Source organism: Flavobacterium sp. FlaQc-28, assembly GCF_044007415.1.
Classification (GTDB): Bacteria; Bacteroidota; Bacteroidia; order Flavobacteriales; family Flavobacteriaceae; genus Flavobacterium.
Genome location: NZ_JBIPCM010000001.1, coordinates 448,480 through 469,614 on the forward strand (window position 1 = coordinate 448,480; position 21,135 = coordinate 469,614).

At 34.7% G+C, this 21,135-nt stretch carries 15 protein-coding genes; 5 read left to right on the plus strand and 10 right to left on the minus strand.

The annotated features are described in order from the left end of the window. Nucleotides 1-21: 21 nt before the first annotated feature. The 5 genes from ACHRVL_RS01920 to ACHRVL_RS01940 all read right to left on the minus strand — a co-directional run bounded on the left by ACHRVL_RS01920 (nucleotide 22) and on the right by ACHRVL_RS01940 (nucleotide 6,960). Nucleotides 22-3,198 carry an efflux RND transporter permease subunit gene (locus ACHRVL_RS01920; RefSeq protein ID WP_395409916.1) on the minus strand — a complete coding sequence of 1,059 codons (3,177 nt, stop codon included), beginning with the start codon at nucleotides 3,196-3,198 and terminating at the stop codon, nucleotides 22-24. Nucleotides 3,199-3,288: 90 nt separating this feature from the next. Beyond that, nucleotides 3,289-4,356, minus strand: a complete 1,068-nt coding sequence (locus ACHRVL_RS01925) for an efflux RND transporter periplasmic adaptor subunit (protein ID WP_089053715.1) — start codon at nucleotides 4,354-4,356, stop codon at nucleotides 3,289-3,291. Nucleotides 4,357-4,365: 9 nt separating this feature from the next. After that, nucleotides 4,366-5,700, minus strand: coding sequence for a TolC family protein (locus ACHRVL_RS01930; protein WP_395409918.1), 1,335 nt, complete (start codon nucleotides 5,698-5,700; stop codon nucleotides 4,366-4,368). A 30-nt stretch (nucleotides 5,701-5,730) separates the two neighbouring features. Then, nucleotides 5,731-6,330: a TetR/AcrR family transcriptional regulator gene (locus ACHRVL_RS01935; RefSeq protein WP_395409920.1), complete on the minus strand. Its 600-nt coding sequence runs from the start codon at nucleotides 6,328-6,330 to the stop codon at nucleotides 5,731-5,733. A 108-nt stretch (nucleotides 6,331-6,438) separates the two neighbouring features. Then, the gene (locus ACHRVL_RS01940; protein WP_089053712.1) at nucleotides 6,439-6,960 is read right to left on the minus strand and encodes a YceI family protein; all 522 of its coding nucleotides are present in this window, start codon (nucleotides 6,958-6,960) and stop codon (nucleotides 6,439-6,441) included. A 265-nt stretch (nucleotides 6,961-7,225) separates the two neighbouring features. Between ACHRVL_RS01940 and ACHRVL_RS01945 the strand changes: the two genes are divergently transcribed. After that, the gene (locus tag ACHRVL_RS01945; RefSeq protein WP_395409922.1) at nucleotides 7,226-8,200 is read left to right on the plus strand and encodes a polyprenyl synthetase family protein; all 975 of its coding nucleotides are present in this window, start codon (nucleotides 7,226-7,228) and stop codon (nucleotides 8,198-8,200) included. Between the two features lie 242 nt (nucleotides 8,201-8,442). Here the strand turns inward: ACHRVL_RS01945 and ACHRVL_RS01950 are convergent, their stop codons facing one another. The 3 genes from ACHRVL_RS01950 to ACHRVL_RS01960 form a co-directional block, all read right to left on the minus strand. After that, entirely contained in the window at nucleotides 8,443-10,311 is a 1,869-nt protein-coding gene (locus ACHRVL_RS01950; protein ID WP_395409925.1) for a trehalase family glycosidase, read from the minus strand. Then, nucleotides 10,301-11,521, minus strand: coding sequence for an MFS transporter (locus ACHRVL_RS01955; RefSeq protein WP_395409927.1), 1,221 nt, complete (start codon nucleotides 11,519-11,521; stop codon nucleotides 10,301-10,303). The genes ACHRVL_RS01950 and ACHRVL_RS01955 overlap by 11 nt, the downstream gene beginning before the upstream one ends. 89 nt (nucleotides 11,522-11,610) lie before the next feature. Next, a complete protein-coding gene (locus tag ACHRVL_RS01960; RefSeq protein WP_395409929.1) occupies nucleotides 11,611-14,250 on the minus strand; it encodes a TonB-dependent receptor in 2,640 nt (879 codons plus the stop codon). 163 nt (nucleotides 14,251-14,413) lie between these two features. On the opposite strand from ACHRVL_RS01960, the gene ACHRVL_RS01965 reads away from it, so the two are divergent. Both ACHRVL_RS01965 and ACHRVL_RS01970 read left to right on the plus strand, forming a co-directional pair. Then, the gene (locus ACHRVL_RS01965) at nucleotides 14,414-15,439 is read left to right on the plus strand and encodes a LacI family DNA-binding transcriptional regulator (RefSeq protein WP_395409930.1); all 1,026 of its coding nucleotides are present in this window, start codon (nucleotides 14,414-14,416) and stop codon (nucleotides 15,437-15,439) included. A gap of 41 nt (nucleotides 15,440-15,480) precedes the next feature. Further along, the gene (locus ACHRVL_RS01970; RefSeq protein WP_089053706.1) at nucleotides 15,481-15,834 is read left to right on the plus strand and encodes a hypothetical protein; all 354 of its coding nucleotides are present in this window, start codon (nucleotides 15,481-15,483) and stop codon (nucleotides 15,832-15,834) included. A 45-nt stretch (nucleotides 15,835-15,879) separates the two neighbouring features. On the opposite strand, the gene ACHRVL_RS01975 is transcribed toward ACHRVL_RS01970, so the two are convergent. Beyond that, nucleotides 15,880-16,275, minus strand: a complete 396-nt coding sequence (locus tag ACHRVL_RS01975; protein WP_395409932.1) for a hypothetical protein — start codon at nucleotides 16,273-16,275, stop codon at nucleotides 15,880-15,882. 72 nt (nucleotides 16,276-16,347) lie between these two features. Further along, entirely contained in the window at nucleotides 16,348-16,899 is a 552-nt protein-coding gene (locus tag ACHRVL_RS01980; protein ID WP_395409934.1) for a hypothetical protein, read from the minus strand. Nucleotides 16,900-17,015: 116 nt separating this feature from the next. Between ACHRVL_RS01980 and ACHRVL_RS01985 the strand changes: the two genes are divergently transcribed. Further along, nucleotides 17,016-19,790, plus strand: coding sequence for a 2-oxoglutarate dehydrogenase E1 component (locus tag ACHRVL_RS01985; protein ID WP_370431444.1), 2,775 nt, complete (start codon nucleotides 17,016-17,018; stop codon nucleotides 19,788-19,790). Between the two features lie 82 nt (nucleotides 19,791-19,872). Continuing rightward, entirely contained in the window at nucleotides 19,873-21,111 is a 1,239-nt protein-coding gene (gene odhB, locus ACHRVL_RS01990; RefSeq protein WP_395409936.1) for a 2-oxoglutarate dehydrogenase complex dihydrolipoyllysine-residue succinyltransferase, read from the plus strand. The last annotated feature ends 24 nt before the right edge of the window (nucleotides 21,112-21,135 follow it).

The following is a 21,135-nucleotide window of genomic DNA, read 5'->3' on the forward strand; positions in this document are numbered from 1 at the left end:
CAATCTAAATTAAATCAACAATTAATGGGTGTGTTTCGGATTGAAACCGTCTTCACTTACTTCTGTCGGCACGTAATCTGCAAACATTTCAGCTTCGTAGTCGATTTTTTCTCCTTTAGAGAATTTATGAATAATTTTCTCCATGATATTATAAATTACTGGAACTACAATTAAGGTTAGGAATAAAGAAGAAATTAATCCTCCAATAATTACCCAAGCCAAACCGTTTTTCCACTCAGCTCCAGCTCCAGATGCTAATGCAATTGGGAACATACCAAATACCATCGCAATTGTTGTCATCAAAATTGGACGTAAACGAGCGTGGTTTGCTTGAATCAACGCTGTTCTGATCGATTCTCCAGCTGCTCTACGCTGATTGGTATAATCGACAAGCATGATCGCATTCTTACACACCAGACCAATCAACATGATGATACCTAAAATGGTAAAGATATTTAATGAGTTGTTTGTTAATGCCAAGGCAAGCATCGCACCAATGAACGAAAGCGGAATTGCAAACAATACTACGAATGGATGCACGAAACTGTCATACAAACTCACCATTACAAGATAAACTAAAATAATTGCAGCTAATAATGCGATTCCTAAAGTACCAAATCCTTCAGATTGGTTCTCCATATCACCACCCCAAATATAGTTTACTCCAACAGGTTTTTTCAGCTTGTCTAGTTTTTCCTGCCATATTCCAACAATTGTTCCTGAAGGAACTCCAACGTTTTGCCCTTTTACAGTTACAGATGCTGATTTGTCTCTACGCTCTAACTGGCTAGGTCCAGAACCTTCTGTAATATCTGCAAACTGCGACAATTTAATTTGCTGTCCAGCATTGTTTATGAAAATCAAATTACTTACATCAGTAATACTTTTTCTGTCGAATGCATTGTATCTAATGTTGATATCATATTCGTATTCACCAGCTCTGTATTTACCATCTGTGTTTCCGCTAAAAGCAGTTTGCATTGTTAAACCAACTGTTTGAAGTGTTAATCCTAAAGCAGCCATTTTATCACGGTCTACTTTTACGTTGATTTCAGGGTTTCCGTCCTCAACAGTCAATTTGATCTCTGTTGTTCCAGGAATTTTACGTAATTCAGCTTCTGCTAATTTTGCAAATGCCATCGCGCTTTCTGTTGACGGACCTGTTACAATTAATCCTAACGTTGCATCTTCAGCAGTTCCTAAAATACCTACCGGTACCGTTTTTACTTTTGCTCCAACTAATACTTTTTCAAGCTTACGTTTAATTTTTGCCGCATAAACTGATGCATCATCTTTACGATCTTTTTGATCGATCATTTTTACGTCAATCTCAGCTTTGTAAGCTGTAGCCTGCGATGCTCCAAAACCTTCACTGGTTTGTCCTACTGTCGTAATTTGACTGTGAACATATTCTTCATTTTTAAGGAATGCTTCTGCTCTTTGAGTCATGAAGTTGGTTTGTTCTAACGAAGCATCTTTTGGCATTTCGATTTGAACTAAGAACTCTCCACTATCAGATGATGCAAAAAACTCTCCTCCAATGAAACCTCCGCCCATTAATCCAACTGTTGAAACTAAGAAAAGTACAATTACAACAGCAAATGTTTTGATATAATGATCTAAACACCAAGTTAACAAATGAGAAACCCAGTTTGTAAAACGTGTTAAATACTCTTCGAAACCAAGAATGATTCTTCCAAATAAATTTTTCCCTTCAATATGCTCTAATTTCCCGAAACGAGATGACAACCAAGGAATAATTGTAAATGAAGCCAACAATGATAACATCGTTGAGATAATTACGGTAACACAGAATTGTGTAATAATATTAGATACTAAACCAGAACTCATCGCGATTGGCAAGAATACCACGACAATTACTAATGTAATAGAAGTTACTGTACCACCAATTTCAGCAGTTCCGTCGTAAGACGCACGAATTCTGCTTTTACCCATTTCCATGTGCCTGTAAATATTTTCTAATACCACAATCGCATCATCGACCAGAATACCTACAACTAGAGACAATCCTAATAAACTCATTAAGTTCAAAGTATATCCCATTAAATAAATACCAATGAATGTAGCAATTAACGATGCAGGAATAGATACCATTACAATCAATGAGTTTCTAATACTGTGCAGGAAGAACAACATTACAAAGGCAACAAGAACTACTGCAATTAATAAATCGTGTACTACAGAATCTGCCGCTTCAAGTGTAAATACTGTACTGTCTTTTGCAACTTCTAATTTTAGTTGATTTTCTTTATAATCTTTTTCAAGAGTTGCAATTGTTTTTAATAAATGCTCACTTACCGCTACTGCATTTGCATCAGATTGTTTTACGATTTGTAAAACGATCGCACTTTTTTGATCTACACGTGATATTTTCTCCGCAATTTTCTGCGTATCCTGAACATCAGCAATATCACTTAAACGAACTTGTATTCCGTTTTGAGAAGAAACTACCAAGTTTCTTAATTCTTCAACACTTTTATATTTACCCGCTAAACGAATTAATATTTTTTGATTACGAGTTTGGATATTTCCTGTTGGGAAATCTAAGTTTGACGTTAAGATATTCTGTTGTACCTGAGGAACTGACAAGTTGTAACCCTGCATTTTTACTGCATCAAGATTTACTTGAATTTCACGCTCTGATCCACCAATAATATTTACCTGAGCAACACCTTGTACACGAGATAAAATAGGCGCAATTTTTTTGTCAATTAAGTCATAAAATTCTGCTTCGTCCATTTTTCCGTTAGCACCAAGCGTCATAATTGGTAAATCACTCAGCGAGAATTTTGTCAATGCCGGCGTTTTAACATCATCTGGTAAATCACTGATGATTGCGTTAATTTTTCGCTGTGCATCATTCAAAGAGAAATCGACTTTTGCGTTTGATGTTAATGTAATCGATACGATCGATAAACTCTCGTACGATTTAGAGTCAATTTTCTTGACATTTTCTAAGGATGCGATCGCGTCCTCAATTTTCTTGGTCACAGTATTTTCAACCTCACTCGGAGAAGCTCCAGGATAAACGGTAGAAATGGTAATAACGTTTTGTTCAAACTTTGGGATCAGCTCGTAGCCTAGCTGGCTGTAACTGAACAATCCACCAAGTGTTAGAATCGTAAACAATACAATTACTAACGACGGACGTTTTATGGATATTTCGGCTAATTTCATATTTGTTGCTTTATGCTGTAGGCTGTACGCTATAGGCTTCAGGCTTTTTAAAGGGCTTAAAGCTTATAACTTACGGCTTAAAGCCAATAATTATTTAATAATTTCTACTGTATTTCCGTCTTGTAAGTTAATCTGTCCTGTAACGATTACTTTTTCTCCATCAGATAAACCATTGATAACTTCAACTTTATCACCCAAAATTCTACCTGCAGTTACTTTTCTTAATTTTGCAATACCATTTTCAGCTACAAAAATTTCGTTGCTGCTTACACTTCCAACAAACGCATTTCTAGGTACAACCATCATGCTTTGTTTTTGTTGTTTTGATGCAAAGTTTGCAGTTCCGTACATACCCGCTTTTAAATCGTTGTTAGTGTTATTTGTAATTTCGATTTCAACAGGAAAGTTTAAAGACTCGTCAGCTTTTGCTGCAATGAAAGTAATTTTTCCAGAAAAAGTTTTGTCAGGATATACACTTGCAGTAATATTAACGTGATCTCCTAATTTTAAACTTGTTACTTGGTTTTCGTTTACAGTAACAATAAGTTTTAGTTTAGAAACATTTACAATATCAAACAATGCAGTTGCAGGCATACCTGTTAAGATAGATCCCGGCTCAATGTATTTTTTATTGATAAAACCGTTGATCGGCGCTTTTACTTTAGTATCACCAACATTGATATTTGCTTGTTTAAGGTTAGACTCAGCATTTGTTAAAGCTAATTTTGCCTGATCTAATTGTTGTTTAGTAACACCGCCAGTTTTAAAAGCATTTTCGTATCGGCTGTAATCAGATTTTGCATTTTGATATGCTGCTTGTGCTTGTTGTGCACTTACATTGATTACATCACCTCTCATGGTTAGCAATGTTTGACCTACACGTACATAATCACCTTCTTTAGCCAAAACGCTGATTACTTTTCCAGATTTCTCTGCTGAGAATGTTAATTCTTGAATAGGTTGAAAATTTCCGTTTGCAACAAAATCTAATGAAACTTCTTCTGTTTTTACCGGTGAAACTTTTACTGAAACTGCTGCATTTTTTTCTGCAACAATATCTGTTTTTTCTTTATTTTCTTTCTTATTATTATTTAAGACATACCCAATCGCCCCCAGTGCTGCGATTATGATTACGATTGTTATAATAGTTTTCTTCATTGTAATTAGTTATTTAATAAGAGATTTAAGTTCGCCTTTTGATTTGATTAAAGATATTTCGGCAATTTTATAATTTAAAACTGCTCTTGTAAAATTATTTTGAGCTTCAAGAGATGCATTTTCAGCATCCAGTAAATCTGTTAATGATGCTAATCCTTGAAGATAATTATTTTTTGTATTGCTTAAAATCTCAGTCGCTAAGCGCATATTTTCTTTTTGGTTTTGGATCGTTACAAGGTTGTTGTCAATTTGAGCCATTGCATTTCTATAATCTAAATCAAGTGAAAGTTTAGTGTCTTTAATATCTTCCTGAAGTGATCTAATTTCTACATCAGCTTGTCTTACTTTTGCACGAGTTCCAAAACCTGTAAAAATTGGCACATGCAAATTCAATCCAATTGCAGAGAAATCTGACCAGTACACACCATCTTTAGGTTTTGCAAACCAAGGCATTTGCGGACCTTGACCAATATAATTGTAACCAGCAGTCAATGAAAGTGTTGGATAATATCCTGCTTCAACCGCTTTTTTATTGAATACTAAAAGTTCTTCTTGTTTTTTCAAAAGCAAATACTCTGTTCTGTTTTCAACATTTGGCAATTCAGTTAACGCAGCAGGCACCACTTCAAATTCTTCTTTAGGCATATCGATTACCGTTTCAATAGGCATACCCATATAAAACTTCAAAGCATTTTCCTGTAATGTAATTTGATTTTTAATCTGCTGGCGCTCTGTATCGATATTTGACATTTTTACAACAATACGATCCAAGTCAATTTTCTTAGCCAAACCGTTATCAAACTGTCCTTTTACAATGTCACGAACCTTTGTAGTATTAACATAGTTACTGTCTAACAAAACCAATCTTTCTTTTTGTACATATACAGAATAATAGTTGTTTGCCACTCTTTCAATTACTTGTTCTTCTGTTAACTGATCGTTTATTTGATAAAATTCACGAGTAGATTTTGCCGCTCTTAATCCTGTAAAAACAGATTGATCAAAAATTGCCTGAGTTAAAGAAACTCCTGCTGTTGATGTCCATTTTTGACCAAATGCCGCTTGAATAGTAGTTCCAGGCTGACCAAATCCTGCTCCGTCAATAACTGTTGTTTGAATTATTGGATTATGAGTTAAATTTCCGTTAGCAGAAATTTGAGGTAATGCTCTAGAACGTATTTCCTGAATTTTGTACTCACTATTTTCAACCTGTAATTTTGCTTTTTTAGCATCGGCTTTATTTTGAAGCGCATAATTAAGTGCGTCTTTCAAGGTTAAAGTTGTTACTTGCGCATTGACCGATAGGCCAATTGTACACAAAAATATAAGAACTATTCGTTTCATATGAAGTTAAAATTTATTTTGGATTGATGATTATGCTCTAACTTTTTCGAGTTGTTTTTCTAACTCAGCTATTCCTTTTTCTGTTGCCATTGCTCTGGTATGATACTCCAAAGCTTCCAATTCTATTTCCTGCGCTTCTCTTTCAGAGACAGTTGTTTCGTTTATATGAAAAATTAAAGTGTAATAAAACTTCACATAAATGTCAATATTTAAATCGGGGCGATATAAACCTTCACGGATTCCTTTTTCGATATTTTCTCTAAAATACTGTGTACATTGGTCGATTTCGTACGACAATACATTTTGATAAATTTCTGGGTAATGTTTCTTTAACTGATAGATTGGCGATGTGTCTGTATTGTTTTTAAACATATCACGAAACATCTCTCTAATTTCAAAATTCTCTTGAATCGAATTGAAGTTCTTAGCCACAATAGTGTCGATTATTCCATGCACTTGTTTATGAACCGTCGAAGTACTTTCTGCAATCAAAACTTCTTTATTACAGAAATACTTGTAAATCGTTTTTTTCGAAATACACATTTCACCCGCAATATCATCCATCGTAACGCTCTTAAAACCAAGCTTTAAAAAAAGCTCACTGGCTTTCGAAATAATTTTCTCTTTCATTTTAATTTTCCGACTTGCATCACAAATATACTCAGGAAACTAAAATCTAAAAAATAGTTTCCATTATATTTGTAATAATTTTACATTAAATTACACTTTCTGTAAGATTTATATACTGAATTCTAAGTTTGCAATCAGCTTAATATCTTTGCCTAATGCTAAACCTCCGTTATGATTAAATGAATTATAGTCAAGTCCAAAATCTTGACGTCTAATATCTCCTTTAATTTCAAAAGCAACTTTTCGCTCTCCATTATAAGTATTAACGCCAATAAATTCTGCATCAAGTTCTACAACTTTAGTCACATCTTTTATAGTTAAGTCACCTTTAAAAAAGTTAATATTATTATTCACTTTTTGAAACGAAGTCGATTTAAAGCTGATGATAGGATGCTCGTCTACATCAAAAAAATCCTGAAGCTGCAAATAAGTATCTATTTGTTGAAAGCTTTCGTTTTTGTTATTTATATCTAGTGAAAATTCAACCGACGCATCTTCAATTTCATTGTCTTCGATATTCACATAACCGCCAAATTTATTCGTTGTCCCTCCTAAATAAGCAATTATCGAATGTCTCATTTTTATTAAAACATCTGATTGTGTCGAATCTAAAGTCCATGTTGTCTTCATAAATATTTGATTTTATTGAGTTTATAGCTTCCTCAAACCTCTTGCGGAAACTTTTACAGTGTTTCAAGTTTCCAAATTAACGGTGCAAATATAAACAGGAAACTCTAAAAACCAAAAAAGTTTCCTTGTTTTTTTAAAATAATTTTAACTTGTTAAGAATTAATACATTTCATGACAATTTTAGACGGAAACTCGCTTTTGGAATTTTAAGGCCAAAATAATTCATTAATGAATTGTATCTTTGAGGCTCATAAATTAGAATTTCATGCACGATATAAGTCAATACCAGGATTTTTTTATTGATTATTTAAAAAAACAAGACATACACAAAGAACCCGGGAATCTTTATGAACCTATTGAATACATTTTAGGACTTGGCGGTAAACGCATACGACCAGTACTGACTTTAATGGCTTCTGAAGTTTTTGACACTACTTATAAAACGGCACTTCCGGCAGCAATGGCGGTTGAAGTTTTTCATAATTTTTCGTTAGTCCATGATGATATTATGGATGATGCGCCTTTAAGAAGAGGACAAATAACAGTTCATGAAAAATGGAATTTGAACACAGGAATTCTTTCTGGTGACGCAATGCTTATTTTGGCTTATCAGTATTTTGAACAATATGAACCAACTGTTTTTAGAGACTTAGCCAAACTTTTCAGCAAAACTGCTCTCGAAGTATGCGAAGGACAGCAATGGGATGTTGATTTTGAAGAAAGGAACAACGTTACCATTCCAGAATACTTAAAAATGATCGAATACAAAACTGCTGTTCTTGTAGCTGCAGCAATGAAAATGGGCGCAATTGTTGCCAAAACTTCAGAAAAAGAAGCCGATTTAATTTATGATTTTGGACTAAATTTAGGTTTAGCTTTTCAACTTCAAGACGATTATTTAGATGCTTTTGGAGATCCTGAAACTTTCGGAAAACAAGTTGGCGGCGATATTATCGAAAACAAAAAAACATACTTATATATAAAAGCATTAGAGTTCTCGACTCCTGAAAAAGCTGATGAATTACAAAAATTATTCAGCATTCAACTAGAGGATAATTCAGAGAAAATTGAAAAAGCGAAAGCTATTTTTAACGAATCTGGCGCCTCAAAAGCAACACAAGAAACTATTGAAATGTATACTCTTAAAGCCTTTGAAACTCTGGAAAAAATGGAAATCAGCCCAGAAAAGAAAAATGTTTTAAGAACATTTGGCGAGAATTTAATGGATAGAAAAGTTTAGTTTTAACCAGAGATTTTAAGAATTATAAGATTTTTTTATTTACCACGAGTTTCTGTACTAATTAAATCAGTGCAATTTGTGTAATTCACGACGAAAAAATCTTCACTTTTATTACGATAGTAAACCCGACAGATTTTTAAAACCTGTCGGGTTTGTCGTTTTTTGTCATTTTTCGACATTTAAAAGGGCTTCGACTCGCTCAGCCTGACATTACTAGTGTCATCCTGAGTGAAGTCGAAGGCTTATGAAAACAAATCATCTGGATCTACTAAATCTGATAATTTTTGTTTTAAATCGTCTTTCAAAATCGTTAAACCATACTGATAGGAAGCGTTCATCCATCCAAAACCTTCTTCGGTTATGTAATTAAATTCGGTTCCTACGTTTCCGTATTCTGCGAAAATTTTGTGTGAGCTTATCGATAAATCAAATTTCTCCGGAATTGTTCCGTTGTAATCAACCGCGTTTCTGGTAATGAGCCAAAGCCATCTGTAGACCATTTCCTGGGCTTCTTCATTAAAATTATAATTCAGCAAACCTTCCCATAAAAGCATTTGATGCGGTGCCCAGCCAAACGGATAATCCCATTGGCGCATTGGTGCATTTTCATCTATACCCGCAATCGATTCTTTGGTACTTCCTGCAATTCCGCCTTTCATTTTAAATTTCGGAAGTGTCTTTTTTATCAAAATTTCGGCTTGTTCCGGCGTGCTTATTTTGGCCCAAAGCGGGTAAAAAGTGGTCGCAGCATCAAAGAAATGCTGTTTTTCGTTCACAAAATCATAATCAAAATAAATTCCGTTTTCAGAATTCCATAACAATTTGTTTATTTTTTCTTTTCTTGAAGAAGCTTTTTGCAGCCAATACTCACTTGAAAAAGATTTGTCTTCAAAATATTGAAATTCGTTTTTAAAATATTTCTGAATCAAAAAAGCAATATCCGTTTCGTATTTATAGAGAAGACTATTGATTGCAACTGTGTTTAAATTGGCACAGATTCCCACTAATCTATTGGTGGTATCGTGACCGCTTTCGCGCATGCTTCGGTCGTGAATAAAGTACTTATCGAGTTCTTCATCAACCACTTCTCGTTCAAGATATTTCTTTTCAAACTCACGAGTAGACAAATTGTATTTTGGAGCAAACTGCTCGAGAATATCATCAAAATGCCCTTCTTCTACTTCAAACGGAAGACCAATTCCTTCTGCTTTATAACGATTTAAACCATTAGCGGTAAGTCTTTTTCCTTCTTCCATCCAAACAGTTTGATATTCTTTTATAGCCGTTTTTAAATGTCTTTCTATCCAAAAAATATCCGGATTTGATTTTTCTAAAACATCTATAATAAGCGATGTATACAACGGCGGCTGCGTGCGGGTTAAATAATAACTTCTATTCGCGTTTAAAATTTTTCCGTAATGATCGATTTGGTATTTAAAATTTTCGGCAATGCCTAAAGCAAGCTCAATTTTATCATCAATCAAAAGTCCTTTGGCAATAAAATAACTGTCCCAGCCGTACATTTCATTGAATCTTCCGCCTGGAACCACAAAAGGAACTCCTGAAATTTCATTGTTTTTTATTTGAAGTGCCAATGCCAGAATCCCCGGTTTTTTGTTCAACGATAAAACATAATCCGGAGTAATATTTTTAGGCATCTGCACCACTTTTAACTTTGGTGTTGAAGCTTCTAACTTTTTGAAATAATCAAAAACAATTTCGTCTCCAAAAGGCACATATAAATAGGCAAATTCGTTTTCGATTTTATCATCTTCCAAAATTTTCTTTACACCAATGGCATCAATTGTTCGGGTAAGACCGTTCCAATACAGATCTTTTATTTTTCTTGAAATTCTTTTTACAGGATCTTCGGTGATTTCATTTAAGTCTATTGAAGCAAATTCGGTATTGTTTTTCTTAGCCAGAGCCAGTTCCTGCAATAAATTCGAAAGCTGATAAGTTCCTTCAATTACTGCCGAATTTCCGTTTTCATCATTCAATAAAAAACTTTTAGGACCGTTGTCATCTATTGTAATTTTTTTATCACCGTCAGTATCTTCCTGAGCCAATAATTTTTCGATGGTTTGGTTTATATGGAGTTTAAATTTCATCTTTTGCAGTTATTTTTTTAAGAATAAAAAAGGAGATCAATAATAAGGTCATTGGTATTAAAGTAAAATAAAAAGCTTTTTCAGGGCCTTCATTTTTAAACAGCCAGCCAGTTATTCTGGAACCCAAAGTCCCGCCAAGAGCAGAAAAAATGACTATTAATCCGGTCATGGAACTTTGCAAATTCTTTGGCAAAGCACTTAATACAATGGAATTTAATAAGGGATAAATGGGCGCAATAAACAATCCTATTAAAGGAAATGCGAAACCAATTAACGGAATATCTGAAAGTGTATTGATGCTTTTTACTTCTAAACCTACTGTTTTTGGAAGTACAAAGATTACGAGAAGCATGGCAGAAATAATGCAGAAACTCAACACCCAGATCCAGTTTACTTTTTTGGTTACAATACCGGCAATCATTCTTCCAATGGCTAATGAAATGGCCAAAATACTGGCCATCATAATGCTGATATTTTCTGGAAGATGAAGCACTTTTGTGTTGAATGTAGGTAACCAGGAAAGAATTCCCTGTTCGATCATTACAAATAAAAAAACGCTGATCACGAAAATAACCGTCAGCAATTTTGCCATTAATTTAAACATCTGCAGGAAATCATCTTTGAGGTTTGCTCCTGCTGCAACTTCGGTTTCTTCAAATTTTATAAAGAGTAAAAACAGAAAAGACACAAACGATAATCCTGCCAATAACCAATAAACATTTAACCATGAATTGGGATCGTTTTCGTTATTAAAAGCCGGAAATAAAAAATAAGCCAGCGCAATTCCCACCATAAAAAACCCTTCAATACTGCTCATTAAAGCGTTGTGTTCTTTTTTGGTTTCGGTTACGGTTCCTATTAACGAATAAACCGAAACTTTTATCAGGGCAAACGAAACTCCAACGGTGGCAAAAAGAATTTTAGCATTGTCGAATGAGTTTCCAAAATACATAGAAATACAGGCTAAAGTAACCAGACCTAATCCTATTAACATCGCTTTTCTATAGCCTATTCTTGGTAAAAAAGAGGCTATAAAAAAGGATACAATTGCAATTGGCATGTCTTTAAAAGCTTCTAAAATACTCGCCTGAACTTCATCGACTCCGTAATTTTTCTGCGATTTTAAAATCACAATGCCCACGCTGTTTAACAAAATAGCGAAGACAAAATAATTAAGATAGAGCGAGATTTTAATTCCTATGTTTTTCATTTTTTATTTATTTGTCTGTGCTTTACGGTTACTGTGCGGAGACGCACTGCTGTGCGCCTCTACAGTAACTTGTATGTTGATTTATAAATTTAGAAATTAATCGCTACCGAAAATCTAAAAGCACGCCCTAAAATAGGTCTTGCCATAAACACATCGCTTGCTGCAGATGTTGTTTGTCTTGGATCTCCCTCCGTTAAACCAATTTCATTGAATAAATTCGAAGCATCGACTGCAAAACGAAGATTGTTATACTTGTAACTTAATCCTGCCCCCACTTCTTTGTAAGCCGGTAAAACTTGTTTGTTATCCTGATTCGTGAATTTTTTATCGAAATAAGAAAACTGAACATAAGCTGTAAAGTCTTTTGTAATATCAACTTCTGGTCTTAGGTTACAGAAAAACTTAGGGATTCTTCTTGCTGTATTTCCGTTAAAATCAAAAGTAGAACCATCTGCATTTGTTCCTGTAAAATTGTCGTATTCTGGTTTTTGAACGGTAAATGTAAAGTTCAGTTTCACCATTTCGTATCTTGCATTGGTTTCTACCTCAAGACCAATATTGTTTACATCGGCAAATTTATTTTCTGAAGATCCATCAGATAAAATATCCGTGAAGGCAACATTTTTCAGATTCATGTGAAACAAATTCGCATTTACAGAGAAGAAAGAACTTGCATATTTATATCCTAATTCAAACTGATTTACTTCTGTATTTTCTAATTTGCTTAAATCGGCTGCATTATCATAAAATGATTCTTCGATTGGAGATCTAAATCCATGGCTGTAACGAACATATGAAGCCATATTATCGTTGAACTTGTAGTTTCCTGCAGCGGTATATGACCATTCGCTTACATCATATCTCCAGTATGTATAAGGGTTTCCTTTTACAGTTGTAACCTTATCATCAGCCGTATTATTATCTAAAATTCCTAAATCTTCGGCAAAAAATCTGGCGTTGTCTCTGTATCCTGAATATTTGTCTTTATTGTATCTTAAACCAGCATTAAAAGTTAATTTGTCTGTAGCTTTAATTTCGGCATCGGCATAAACATCATTCAAAACACCTTTTGTCTGCGCATCTCTTTCCAGCCAGGTAATTCTTTCTATACCATTCCAAGTATGATTAATTCCGGTTGTATTGTCTTTTACGTTTAATAATCTCGGATTGTCTGAAACTCCTACTAAATATGAATTCCAGTTCCAATATTGATTTGATTTCCAGTTAGAATAGTAGTAACCTGCTGTTAATTGAACCGGATCTAGATCAAAAGAAAAAGAGAAATTATTAGCAAAGTTGTTCATCTTTTTCTGAATGTGCCAAAGATCTGCTCTCATAATTAAAGCGTTTGGATCAAGCGTCGCACCATTATCTACGTAAGTATAAGCTAAGTTTCCTGCTGTTGTATTTTGAACGCTTGTAGCATACGCATCTTGTGTCCAAGGTCCGCCATTTGGAAAAATTGCATTGTAATTTAAATCGATATTGGTGTTTTTAAACGAATTTTTAAAAGTCACTTTATCCGATATTTTCTTTTTGAATTCAGCTCCAATTGAGTTAATAATTGGATGAGAACCATCTTCTAAATCTGCGCTAAAAGTACCGCCTCCGTATTGAGGCACATTTAAATGACTTAAATTTACCGAAGTCAATGTTCCGTAATTCGGATTAAATCCTGGAATACCTTCTTCTTTTCCGTTATTGCTTTTTAGCGGAATTGGCAAATAGAATGTATTTCTGTCGTCAAGATGTTTAAAATTCACTCTCAAATAATCGTTGTCGTCAAATTTATAGGTAATGTTTCCTTTTATTTGTCCGCCTTTATTGGCTGTAAAACCAGTATTTCTTACACCATTATCAGATCTGTAAAATCCGCCGACATTAAAAAATAATTTATCCTGAATTAAAGCGCCTGATAAATTAAGATCGGTTCTGAACATTCCGTAATCTGAAGTCGTGAATTTTGCTCTTCCCTGAAAATCATTCTGACCTGTTTTAGAAATAAAGTTGATGATTCCACCCGGAGCATTGTTGGCAAAAATTGAGGCAGAACCTCCACGAACGGCTTCCATTTTGCTTACTGTTTCGTCTAATCTGTAAAATGTATCGGCATTGGCAAATTGCAAAGCTCCATCTTCAAAAACTGGTAATCCGTCTTCCTGAATTTGTACATATTCATAAGCTCCTGCAGAAGGGATTCCTCTTGCAAAAAGGTTGTTTCCAATTTCTCCTCCAGATGCTTCAACCACAAACCCCGGAATGGTCTGCAATAAAGCAGCTGTACTCGACGGCGCTCTGTCTTCGATTGCTTTTGCGCCTAATGTGGTAATAGCAACGCTGGATTCCAGTTTAGATCTTGGAGCAGACGAACCTGTTACTACAACTTCTTTTAAACTTTGAGATTCTCCTTCAAGAAGTAAATTTGCTTCTACTGATTCTCCTTCTTTTACGGCAATTTTTTTCTCGAACGTTTTATACCCTACGCTCGTTGCAATAATAGTATATGTGCCTGCTTCGATGTTTGAGAATGAATATCCTCCGTTTTCATCTGTAACGGTACTTTTTCCTGTTTCCTTAAGCGTTACATTTGCTCCTGGAACTGTCACGCCGCTATCGTCGAGTACTTTTCCGGAAACTTTAGCTGTATTTTGGGCAAACAGATTATTTGGTAAAAAAAATAGGCAAAACATTAAAAATAATGTACCTAAATAATGGTGCAGCTTTTTCATTTTTTGTTCGGTTAGTTAGTAATTATGGTTATCACTGTCAAACTTAAAAACAAATAATAAGGAATATAAGAATTAAAAATCGAAAACGTTTTCGAAACCACCTAAAACGTTTTCGAAAATTAATTTTTCGTCAATGCAGTTTATTTTTTAGTACATTTATTTCATGAATGACACAAAATTAATAGATATAGCCTCTGCATTAGGAATATCGGTTACAACGGTTTCAAAAGCGCTAAAAGGATATACAGACATTAGTAAATCGACCCGCGCCAGAGTAATCGAAATGGCCGAAACGATGAACTATATGCCTAATTCTGTAGCGGTTAATTTAAGAACCAACGAAACCAAAACCATTGGTGTCATTATTCCTGCAACTGTTCACCACTTTTTTTCGAGTGTATTAAACGGAATTTTAGAAGAAGCCGAAAAGCGAGGTTATCTGGTTATCATATTACAATCGAACGAAAAATATGAAATGGAGAAAAAACAGCTTGCTTTATTGATTCAAAAGCGGGTTGACGGCGTTTTGATGTCGCTTTCGAACGAGACCGATGATTTCTCTCATATTAATGAAGCCATCCGCAAAAACACGCCTGTTGTTTTGTTTGATAAAATTGCCAAAAGAGTAGATTGTTCCAAAGTGGTGATTAATGATGCCAAAGCGGCTTTTGATGCCGTTTCATACCTTATTAATAAAGGTTACAAAAAAATTGCGCATTTTAGGGGTTCGTATGTGCCGCAAAATTCGATTGATCGTTTTCTTGGCTATAAAAGAGCCCTTGAAGCACACGGAATTGAGTATGATTCGAAGTTGGTTTATGTTTGCGACAACAATACTGATTTTGAAGACGGATACGAAAATGCCCAAAAAATAATGACCGAGAATCCAGATATCGACGCCATTTTTGCGATTACCGATTTGGTTGCCATTGGCATTATAAAATATTTTAATGAGGCGGGAATCAAAACACCGGATCAGGTGGCGGTTTTTGGGTTTAGCAACTGGTTTATGAGTACCGTTATTTCGCCTAAGTTAACGACAATCGATCAGCCTGGATTTGAAATGGGACATACTGCAGTTTCTATTTTAATTGATGAAATTGCCGATATGAAAGAACATCGCCCAATAACGCATCAAATTATAGAACTTCCAACGAGAATCATAGAACGAGAATCGACTGTTAAATGATTTTTTAGTTTTAACTTTGCCTCAATTCTTAAAAAGCATCAATGTTTCCGATTCCTGAAAATACCGATTTTTTATTGGCTGATGCCGAGAGAGAAAACTTATATTTAAGTCTGATTGAGCAGATCAACAAAGATTTTAATTTGGCCAATGAAGGAATTGATTTTCCGTTAAGCGTTTCTCCCGAAGAACTAAAAATTCAGCTTCACGAAAAAATCTACAGAATGATTCAGTACAAATTTGCTGAATACTTAAATCTGCTTTATATCATTGATGTTTCTGAAAACGAAATCAAAAAACTCGACGGTTCAGATTTAGTAATTTTGGCTGAACAGGTTGCTTTTCTGATTTTAAAAAGAGAATGGCAGAAGGTTTGGTTTCGGAATTATTATAAGTAAAGGTTCTGAGGTACTAAGGTGCTGAGATTCTAAGTTTTTTGAAACTTATATATCATTCCATACATACAACTTTTCATCTTCATTTACAGCTATCTCTTCATTTTTATCTAATGGAATATATTTATCATCTTCCAAAATAAAAACCTGTTCGTTATTTAAAATTTTATTGAGTTGTTTAGTCAATTCTTGTAGCTCTTCATTTAGTCCATTTCCTTCTGAAGCTCCAATGTGAAAATGCCAATCACATTCTTTGTTATGATTTTCAAAACCAATGGTTATTTCCAAATCATAAGTCGCTATCCACAAAAATCTGCTTCCTTTGACACTCTTAATAGAACAATCAAAAGATTGATCTTCTTTAAAATCAATATTTTCTACAAAATCAGAATAATTCTCCGTTAAATATTGTAAAGTTATTTTAGAAAATAAAGTTTGATCCATTTAAACATTTTTTCGCAAATTAAAACCATAGAATCTTAGAACCTTAGCCCCTTAGAACCTTAGCATCTTAGATTAAAAATACACTCTCACAAAAGGCATAAATCCAGATCCGTAAAGACTTCTGTCTGGATCATACAAAACATCATATCGTGCACCAATGGTAACACTTCCAGTTCTGTAACCTGCTCCAAGATATAAAGCGGTATTCCAATAATTATCTGAATAACTTGGTCTGTATGGAGTCGAGTCGTAATCTGTATTTACCCTTACCTGCTCCAACTCTGCAGACAATTGAATTTCAGGAATTGGATTTACAAGTGTAACTAAACTTCCTCCGTATACAAATGAATCGTAGTAATTTTTTGAAGACAAATAACCAAATTGCAATCCTAAACCAACAGATACAATTTCATTGACATTGTAAATGGCACTTGGCATTACAGAAATATCAGTATAACCAGAACCAATTCCTACTCCAAGGCCGCCTCCAAATTGAACCTTGTCCCAAAAATGATTACTGTTGTCTATAACATACTTCTGCTGTGCAAATGTAAAACTGGAAAACAAGACTGCTATAATCACAAAAAAAGATCTGCAATCGATTGAAAATTGAATTTTATTCATAGTTGAGTCTATTTTTAACAAATTTTTACGTAAAAGTACGTAAAAAAAAGATTTAAATAAAGGCGATTGTTGTACTTTTGCCATTCTATTTAACAAAAAGTATATTCACTAATATTATGGATAGGTTTTCATTTTTAAATGCAGCGCATACAGAGTTTTTCGCACAATTATACGATCAATATTTAGTAAACCCAGACAGCGTAGAGCCAAGCTGGAGAAGTTTTTTTCAAGGTTTCGACTTTGGACAGACAGTTTATAATGACGAAAATCCAGTTCAACAGATTGTTGAATATGTGACTAGCGGCAACGCAGACTGCAGTTTGGTTTCAGAAAAACTGCAAAAAGAATTCAACGTACTAAAATTAATTGACGGATACCGTACTCGCGGACATTTGTTTACAAAAACAAACCCTGTTCGTGACCGTAGAACTTCATCTCCAACTTTAGACATCGAAAATTTCGGATTATCAACTGCTGATCTTTCTACTGTTTTTGATGCTGCACAAACAATTGGAATGACGCCTTCTTCATTGCAGGACATCGTAAATCGTCTTCAAGCTATTTACTGCCAGCATATTGGAATTGAGTATATGTATATCAGAAATCCTGGCGTTGTAAAATGGATTCAAGATAAATTAGCTGTAAATGTTAATCAGCCTAATTTCTCTACAGAAGAAAAGAAAACAATCTTAAATAAATTAAATCAAGCTGTTTCTTTCGAGAACTTCCTTCATACTAAATATGTTGGACAAAAACGTTTCTCATTAGAAGGTGGTGAATCTATTATCCCGGCTCTTGATGCTTTGATCGAGCAAGCTGCTGAAAAAGGTGTTGAACAATTCGTAATGGGAATGGCGCACCGTGGTCGTTTGAACGTTTTGGCAAACATCTTCGGAAAATCGACTCAGGATATTTTTGGTGAGTTTGACGGTAAAGATTACGATCAAGAATATTTTGACGGTGACGTAAAATACCACTTAGGTCTTACGGCTGACAAAAAAACAAGATCTGGAAAAAGCATCAACATCAATTTAGCACCAAACCCTTCTCACTTAGAGACTGTTGGAGCTGTAATTGAAGGTATTACAAGAGCAAAACAAGATAAATATTATGCTGATGATTTCTCAAAAGTATTGCCTATCGCCGTTCACGGAGATGCTGCAATTGCAGGACAAGGTATTTTGTATGAAATCATTCAAATGGCACAGCTTGACGGTTACAAAACTGGAGGAACAATCCATATTGTAATCAACAACCAAGTTGGTTTTACAACAAACTACTTAGACGCTCGTTCATCAACTTACTGTACAGACGTTGCTAAAGTAACTTTATCGCCAGTATTACACGTAAATGCTGATGATGCTGAAGCTGTTGTACATGCTGTATCTTTTGCATTAGACTACAGAATGCAATTTGGACGTGACGTATTTATCGATTTATTAGGATACAGAAAATACGGTCATAACGAAGGTGACGAACCTCGTTTTACACAACCAGTACTATATAAAATCATCGCTAAACATAAAAACCCAAGAGACATTTACGCAGAGAAATTACTTTCTGACGGCGTAATCGACGCCTCTTATGTTAATGGTTTAGAAAAAGAATATAAATCTGCTTTAGAAGAAAACTTAGAAGCTTCTCGTAAAAAAGATTTAACAATCATTACTCCATTCATGAAAAACGAATGGGATGGATTTGTTCAAGTAACAGATACACAAATGTTAGAAAAAGTAGACACTACTTTTGATAAAAAAGGATTGGATTCTATCATCAATACAATCTCAACATTACCATCAGACAAAAAGTTCATCAATAAAATAAGTAAAATTGTTACTGACAGAAAAACAGGATACGATAATAATACTCTTGATTGGGGAACTGCAGAAGCACTTGCTTATGGATCACTTTTAACAGAAGGATTTGATGTTCGTATTTCTGGTCAAGATGTTGAGCGTGGTACATTCTCTCACCGTCATGCTGTAGTTAAAGTTGAAGATTCTGAAGAAGAAGTAATCCTATTGAATTCTATTGAAAACAAAAAAGGAAAATTCGGTGTATTCAACTCTCTTTTATCAGAGTATGGTGTTCTTGGTTTTGATTACGGATATGCATTAGCCAATCCAAAAGCATTAACTATTTGGGAAGCACAATTTGGGGATTTCTCTAACGGAGCTCAAATTATGATTGACCAATACATTTCATGTGGTGAAGACAAATGGAACAACCAAAATGGTATTGTTTTATTATTGCCTCACGGATACGAAGGACAAGGTGCTGAGCACTCTTCTGCAAGAATGGAGCGTTACTTACAACTTTGCGCAAGACACAACATGTATGTTGCCGATTGTACAACGCCAGCAAACTTCTTCCACTTATTGAGAAGACAAATGAAAACGAATTTCCGTAAACCATTAGTTGTTTTCTCTCCAAAAAGTTTATTACGTGATCCAAGATGCGTATCTACAGTTGATGAGTTAGCAAACGGAAGTTTCCAAGAAACAATTGATGACAATGCAGTAGATAAAAAGAAAGTGAAAACGTTAGTATTTGTTACTGGTAAATTCTACTATGACATTGTTGCAGAAAGAGAAAACAACGGAAGAAATGATGTTGCAGTTGTTCGTATCGAGCAATTATTCCCTTTCCCAGTTGAGCAGATCAAAGAAATCATTGCAAAATATCCAAATGCTGATGATTATGTTTGGGCTCAGGAAGAACCTAAAAACATGGGAGCTTACAGCTTTATGTTAATGAACTTTGATCTAGTAAAATGGAGATTAGCATCATTAAAAGCATACTCTGCTCCAGCATCAGGAAGTTACACGCGTGCAAAACGTCGTCATGCAGATGCAATTAGAATGGTATTCGATAAAAATTTATTCAGATAAAAAATTAGTTTAACGTTTAAGAATTAAAGACCAGCCAAACTCTCTAAATCTTAAGCAATACAAACCTTAAACAAAAACAAAGATGATTTTAGAAATGAAAGTCCCATCACCAGGGGAATCAATAAAAGAAGTTGAAATTGCAACTTGGTTAGTAAAAGACGGAGATTATGTAGAAAAAGATCAAGCTATTGCTGAAGTTGATTCAGATAAAGCTACTCTTGAATTACCTGCTGAAATGAGCGGAGTTATTACGCTAAAAGCTGAAGAAGGTGATACAGTAGCAGTAGGCGCTGTAGTTTGTTTAATTGATACTGATGCAGCAAAACCTGCAGGAGGCGCAACAGCAGCTCCAGCAGCTGAGGCACCTAAAGCGGAAGCGCCAAAGGCAGAAGCTCCAAAAGCGGCACCGGCTCCAGCAGCAGCTCCGGCAGCAACAAGTTATGCAGCTGGAACTCCATCTCCTGCAGCAAGAAAAATATTAGACGAAAAAAACATTGCTCCTGCAACAGTTTCTGGAACTGGAAAAGGTGGAAGAATCACTAAAGATGATGCTGTAAATGCAGTACCTTCTATGGGAACTCCAACTGGAGGAAGCCGTGGAACTGAACGTACAAAATTATCTATGTTACGTCGTAAAGTAGCAGAAAGATTAGTTTCGGCTAAAAATGAAACGGCTATGCTTACTACTTTCAACGAAGTAAACATGACGCCAATTAACCAAATTCGTAACGAATACAAAGATGCTTTCAAAGCAAAACATGGTGGTTTAGGTTTAGGTTTCATGTCATTCTTTACAAAAGCAGTTACAAGAGCTTTACAATTATACCCAGATGTTAATTCAATGATGGATGGTGACTACAAAATCGCTTATGATTTTGCTGACATCTCAATCGCAGTTTCTGGACCAAAAGGATTAATGGTTCCTGTTGTTCGTAATGCTGAACTATTAACTTTCCGTGGAATTGAAGCTGAAATCAAAAGATTAGCTTTAAGAGCTCGTGATGGTCAAATTACAGTTGACGATATGACTGGAGGAACTTTCACAATTACTAACGGTGGAGTTTTTGGAAGTATGTTATCTACGCCAATCATCAACCCTCCTCAATCAGGAATTTTAGGAATGCACAATATTATTGAGCGTCCGATTGCTGTAAACGGAAAAGTGGAAATTCACCCAATGATGTATGTTGCTCTTTCTTATGACCACAGAATTATTGACGGACGTGAGTCTGTTGGTTTCTTAGTTGCTGTAAAAGAAGCATTAGAAAATCCATTAGAATTATTAATGAACGGCGATGCTAAACGTGCTTTAGAATTGTAATTCAATTAATTTTAAATAAAATTA

Excerpts from the sequence above, each read along its gene's own strand:
- ACHRVL_RS01920 (WP_395409916.1), bottom strand. The coding sequence starts at position 3,198 with ATGAAATTAGCCGAAATATCCATAAAACGTCCGTCGTTAGTAATTGTA.
- ACHRVL_RS01925 (WP_089053715.1), bottom strand. The coding sequence starts at position 4,356 with ATGAAGAAAACTATTATAACAATCGTAATCATAATCGCAGCACTGGGG.
- ACHRVL_RS01930 (WP_395409918.1), bottom strand. The coding sequence starts at position 5,700 with ATGAAACGAATAGTTCTTATATTTTTGTGTACAATTGGCCTATCGGTC.
- ACHRVL_RS01935 (WP_395409920.1), bottom strand. The coding sequence starts at position 6,330 with ATGAAAGAGAAAATTATTTCGAAAGCCAGTGAGCTTTTTTTAAAGCTT.
- ACHRVL_RS01940 (WP_089053712.1), bottom strand. The coding sequence starts at position 6,960 with ATGAAGACAACATGGACTTTAGATTCGACACAATCAGATGTTTTAATA.
- ACHRVL_RS01945 (WP_395409922.1), top strand. The coding sequence starts at position 7,226 with ATGCACGATATAAGTCAATACCAGGATTTTTTTATTGATTATTTAAAA.
- ACHRVL_RS01950 (WP_395409925.1), bottom strand. The coding sequence starts at position 10,311 with ATGAAATTTAAACTCCATATAAACCAAACCATCGAAAAATTATTGGCT.
- ACHRVL_RS01955 (WP_395409927.1), bottom strand. The coding sequence starts at position 11,521 with ATGAAAAACATAGGAATTAAAATCTCGCTCTATCTTAATTATTTTGTC.
- ACHRVL_RS01960 (WP_395409929.1), bottom strand. The coding sequence starts at position 14,250 with ATGAAAAAGCTGCACCATTATTTAGGTACATTATTTTTAATGTTTTGC.
- ACHRVL_RS01965 (WP_395409930.1), top strand. The coding sequence starts at position 14,414 with ATGAATGACACAAAATTAATAGATATAGCCTCTGCATTAGGAATATCG.
- ACHRVL_RS01970 (WP_089053706.1), top strand. The coding sequence starts at position 15,481 with ATGTTTCCGATTCCTGAAAATACCGATTTTTTATTGGCTGATGCCGAG.
- ACHRVL_RS01975 (WP_395409932.1), bottom strand. The coding sequence starts at position 16,275 with ATGGATCAAACTTTATTTTCTAAAATAACTTTACAATATTTAACGGAG.
- ACHRVL_RS01980 (WP_395409934.1), bottom strand. The coding sequence starts at position 16,899 with ATGAATAAAATTCAATTTTCAATCGATTGCAGATCTTTTTTTGTGATT.
- ACHRVL_RS01985 (WP_370431444.1), top strand. The coding sequence starts at position 17,016 with ATGGATAGGTTTTCATTTTTAAATGCAGCGCATACAGAGTTTTTCGCA.
- odhB (WP_395409936.1), top strand. The coding sequence starts at position 19,873 with ATGATTTTAGAAATGAAAGTCCCATCACCAGGGGAATCAATAAAAGAA.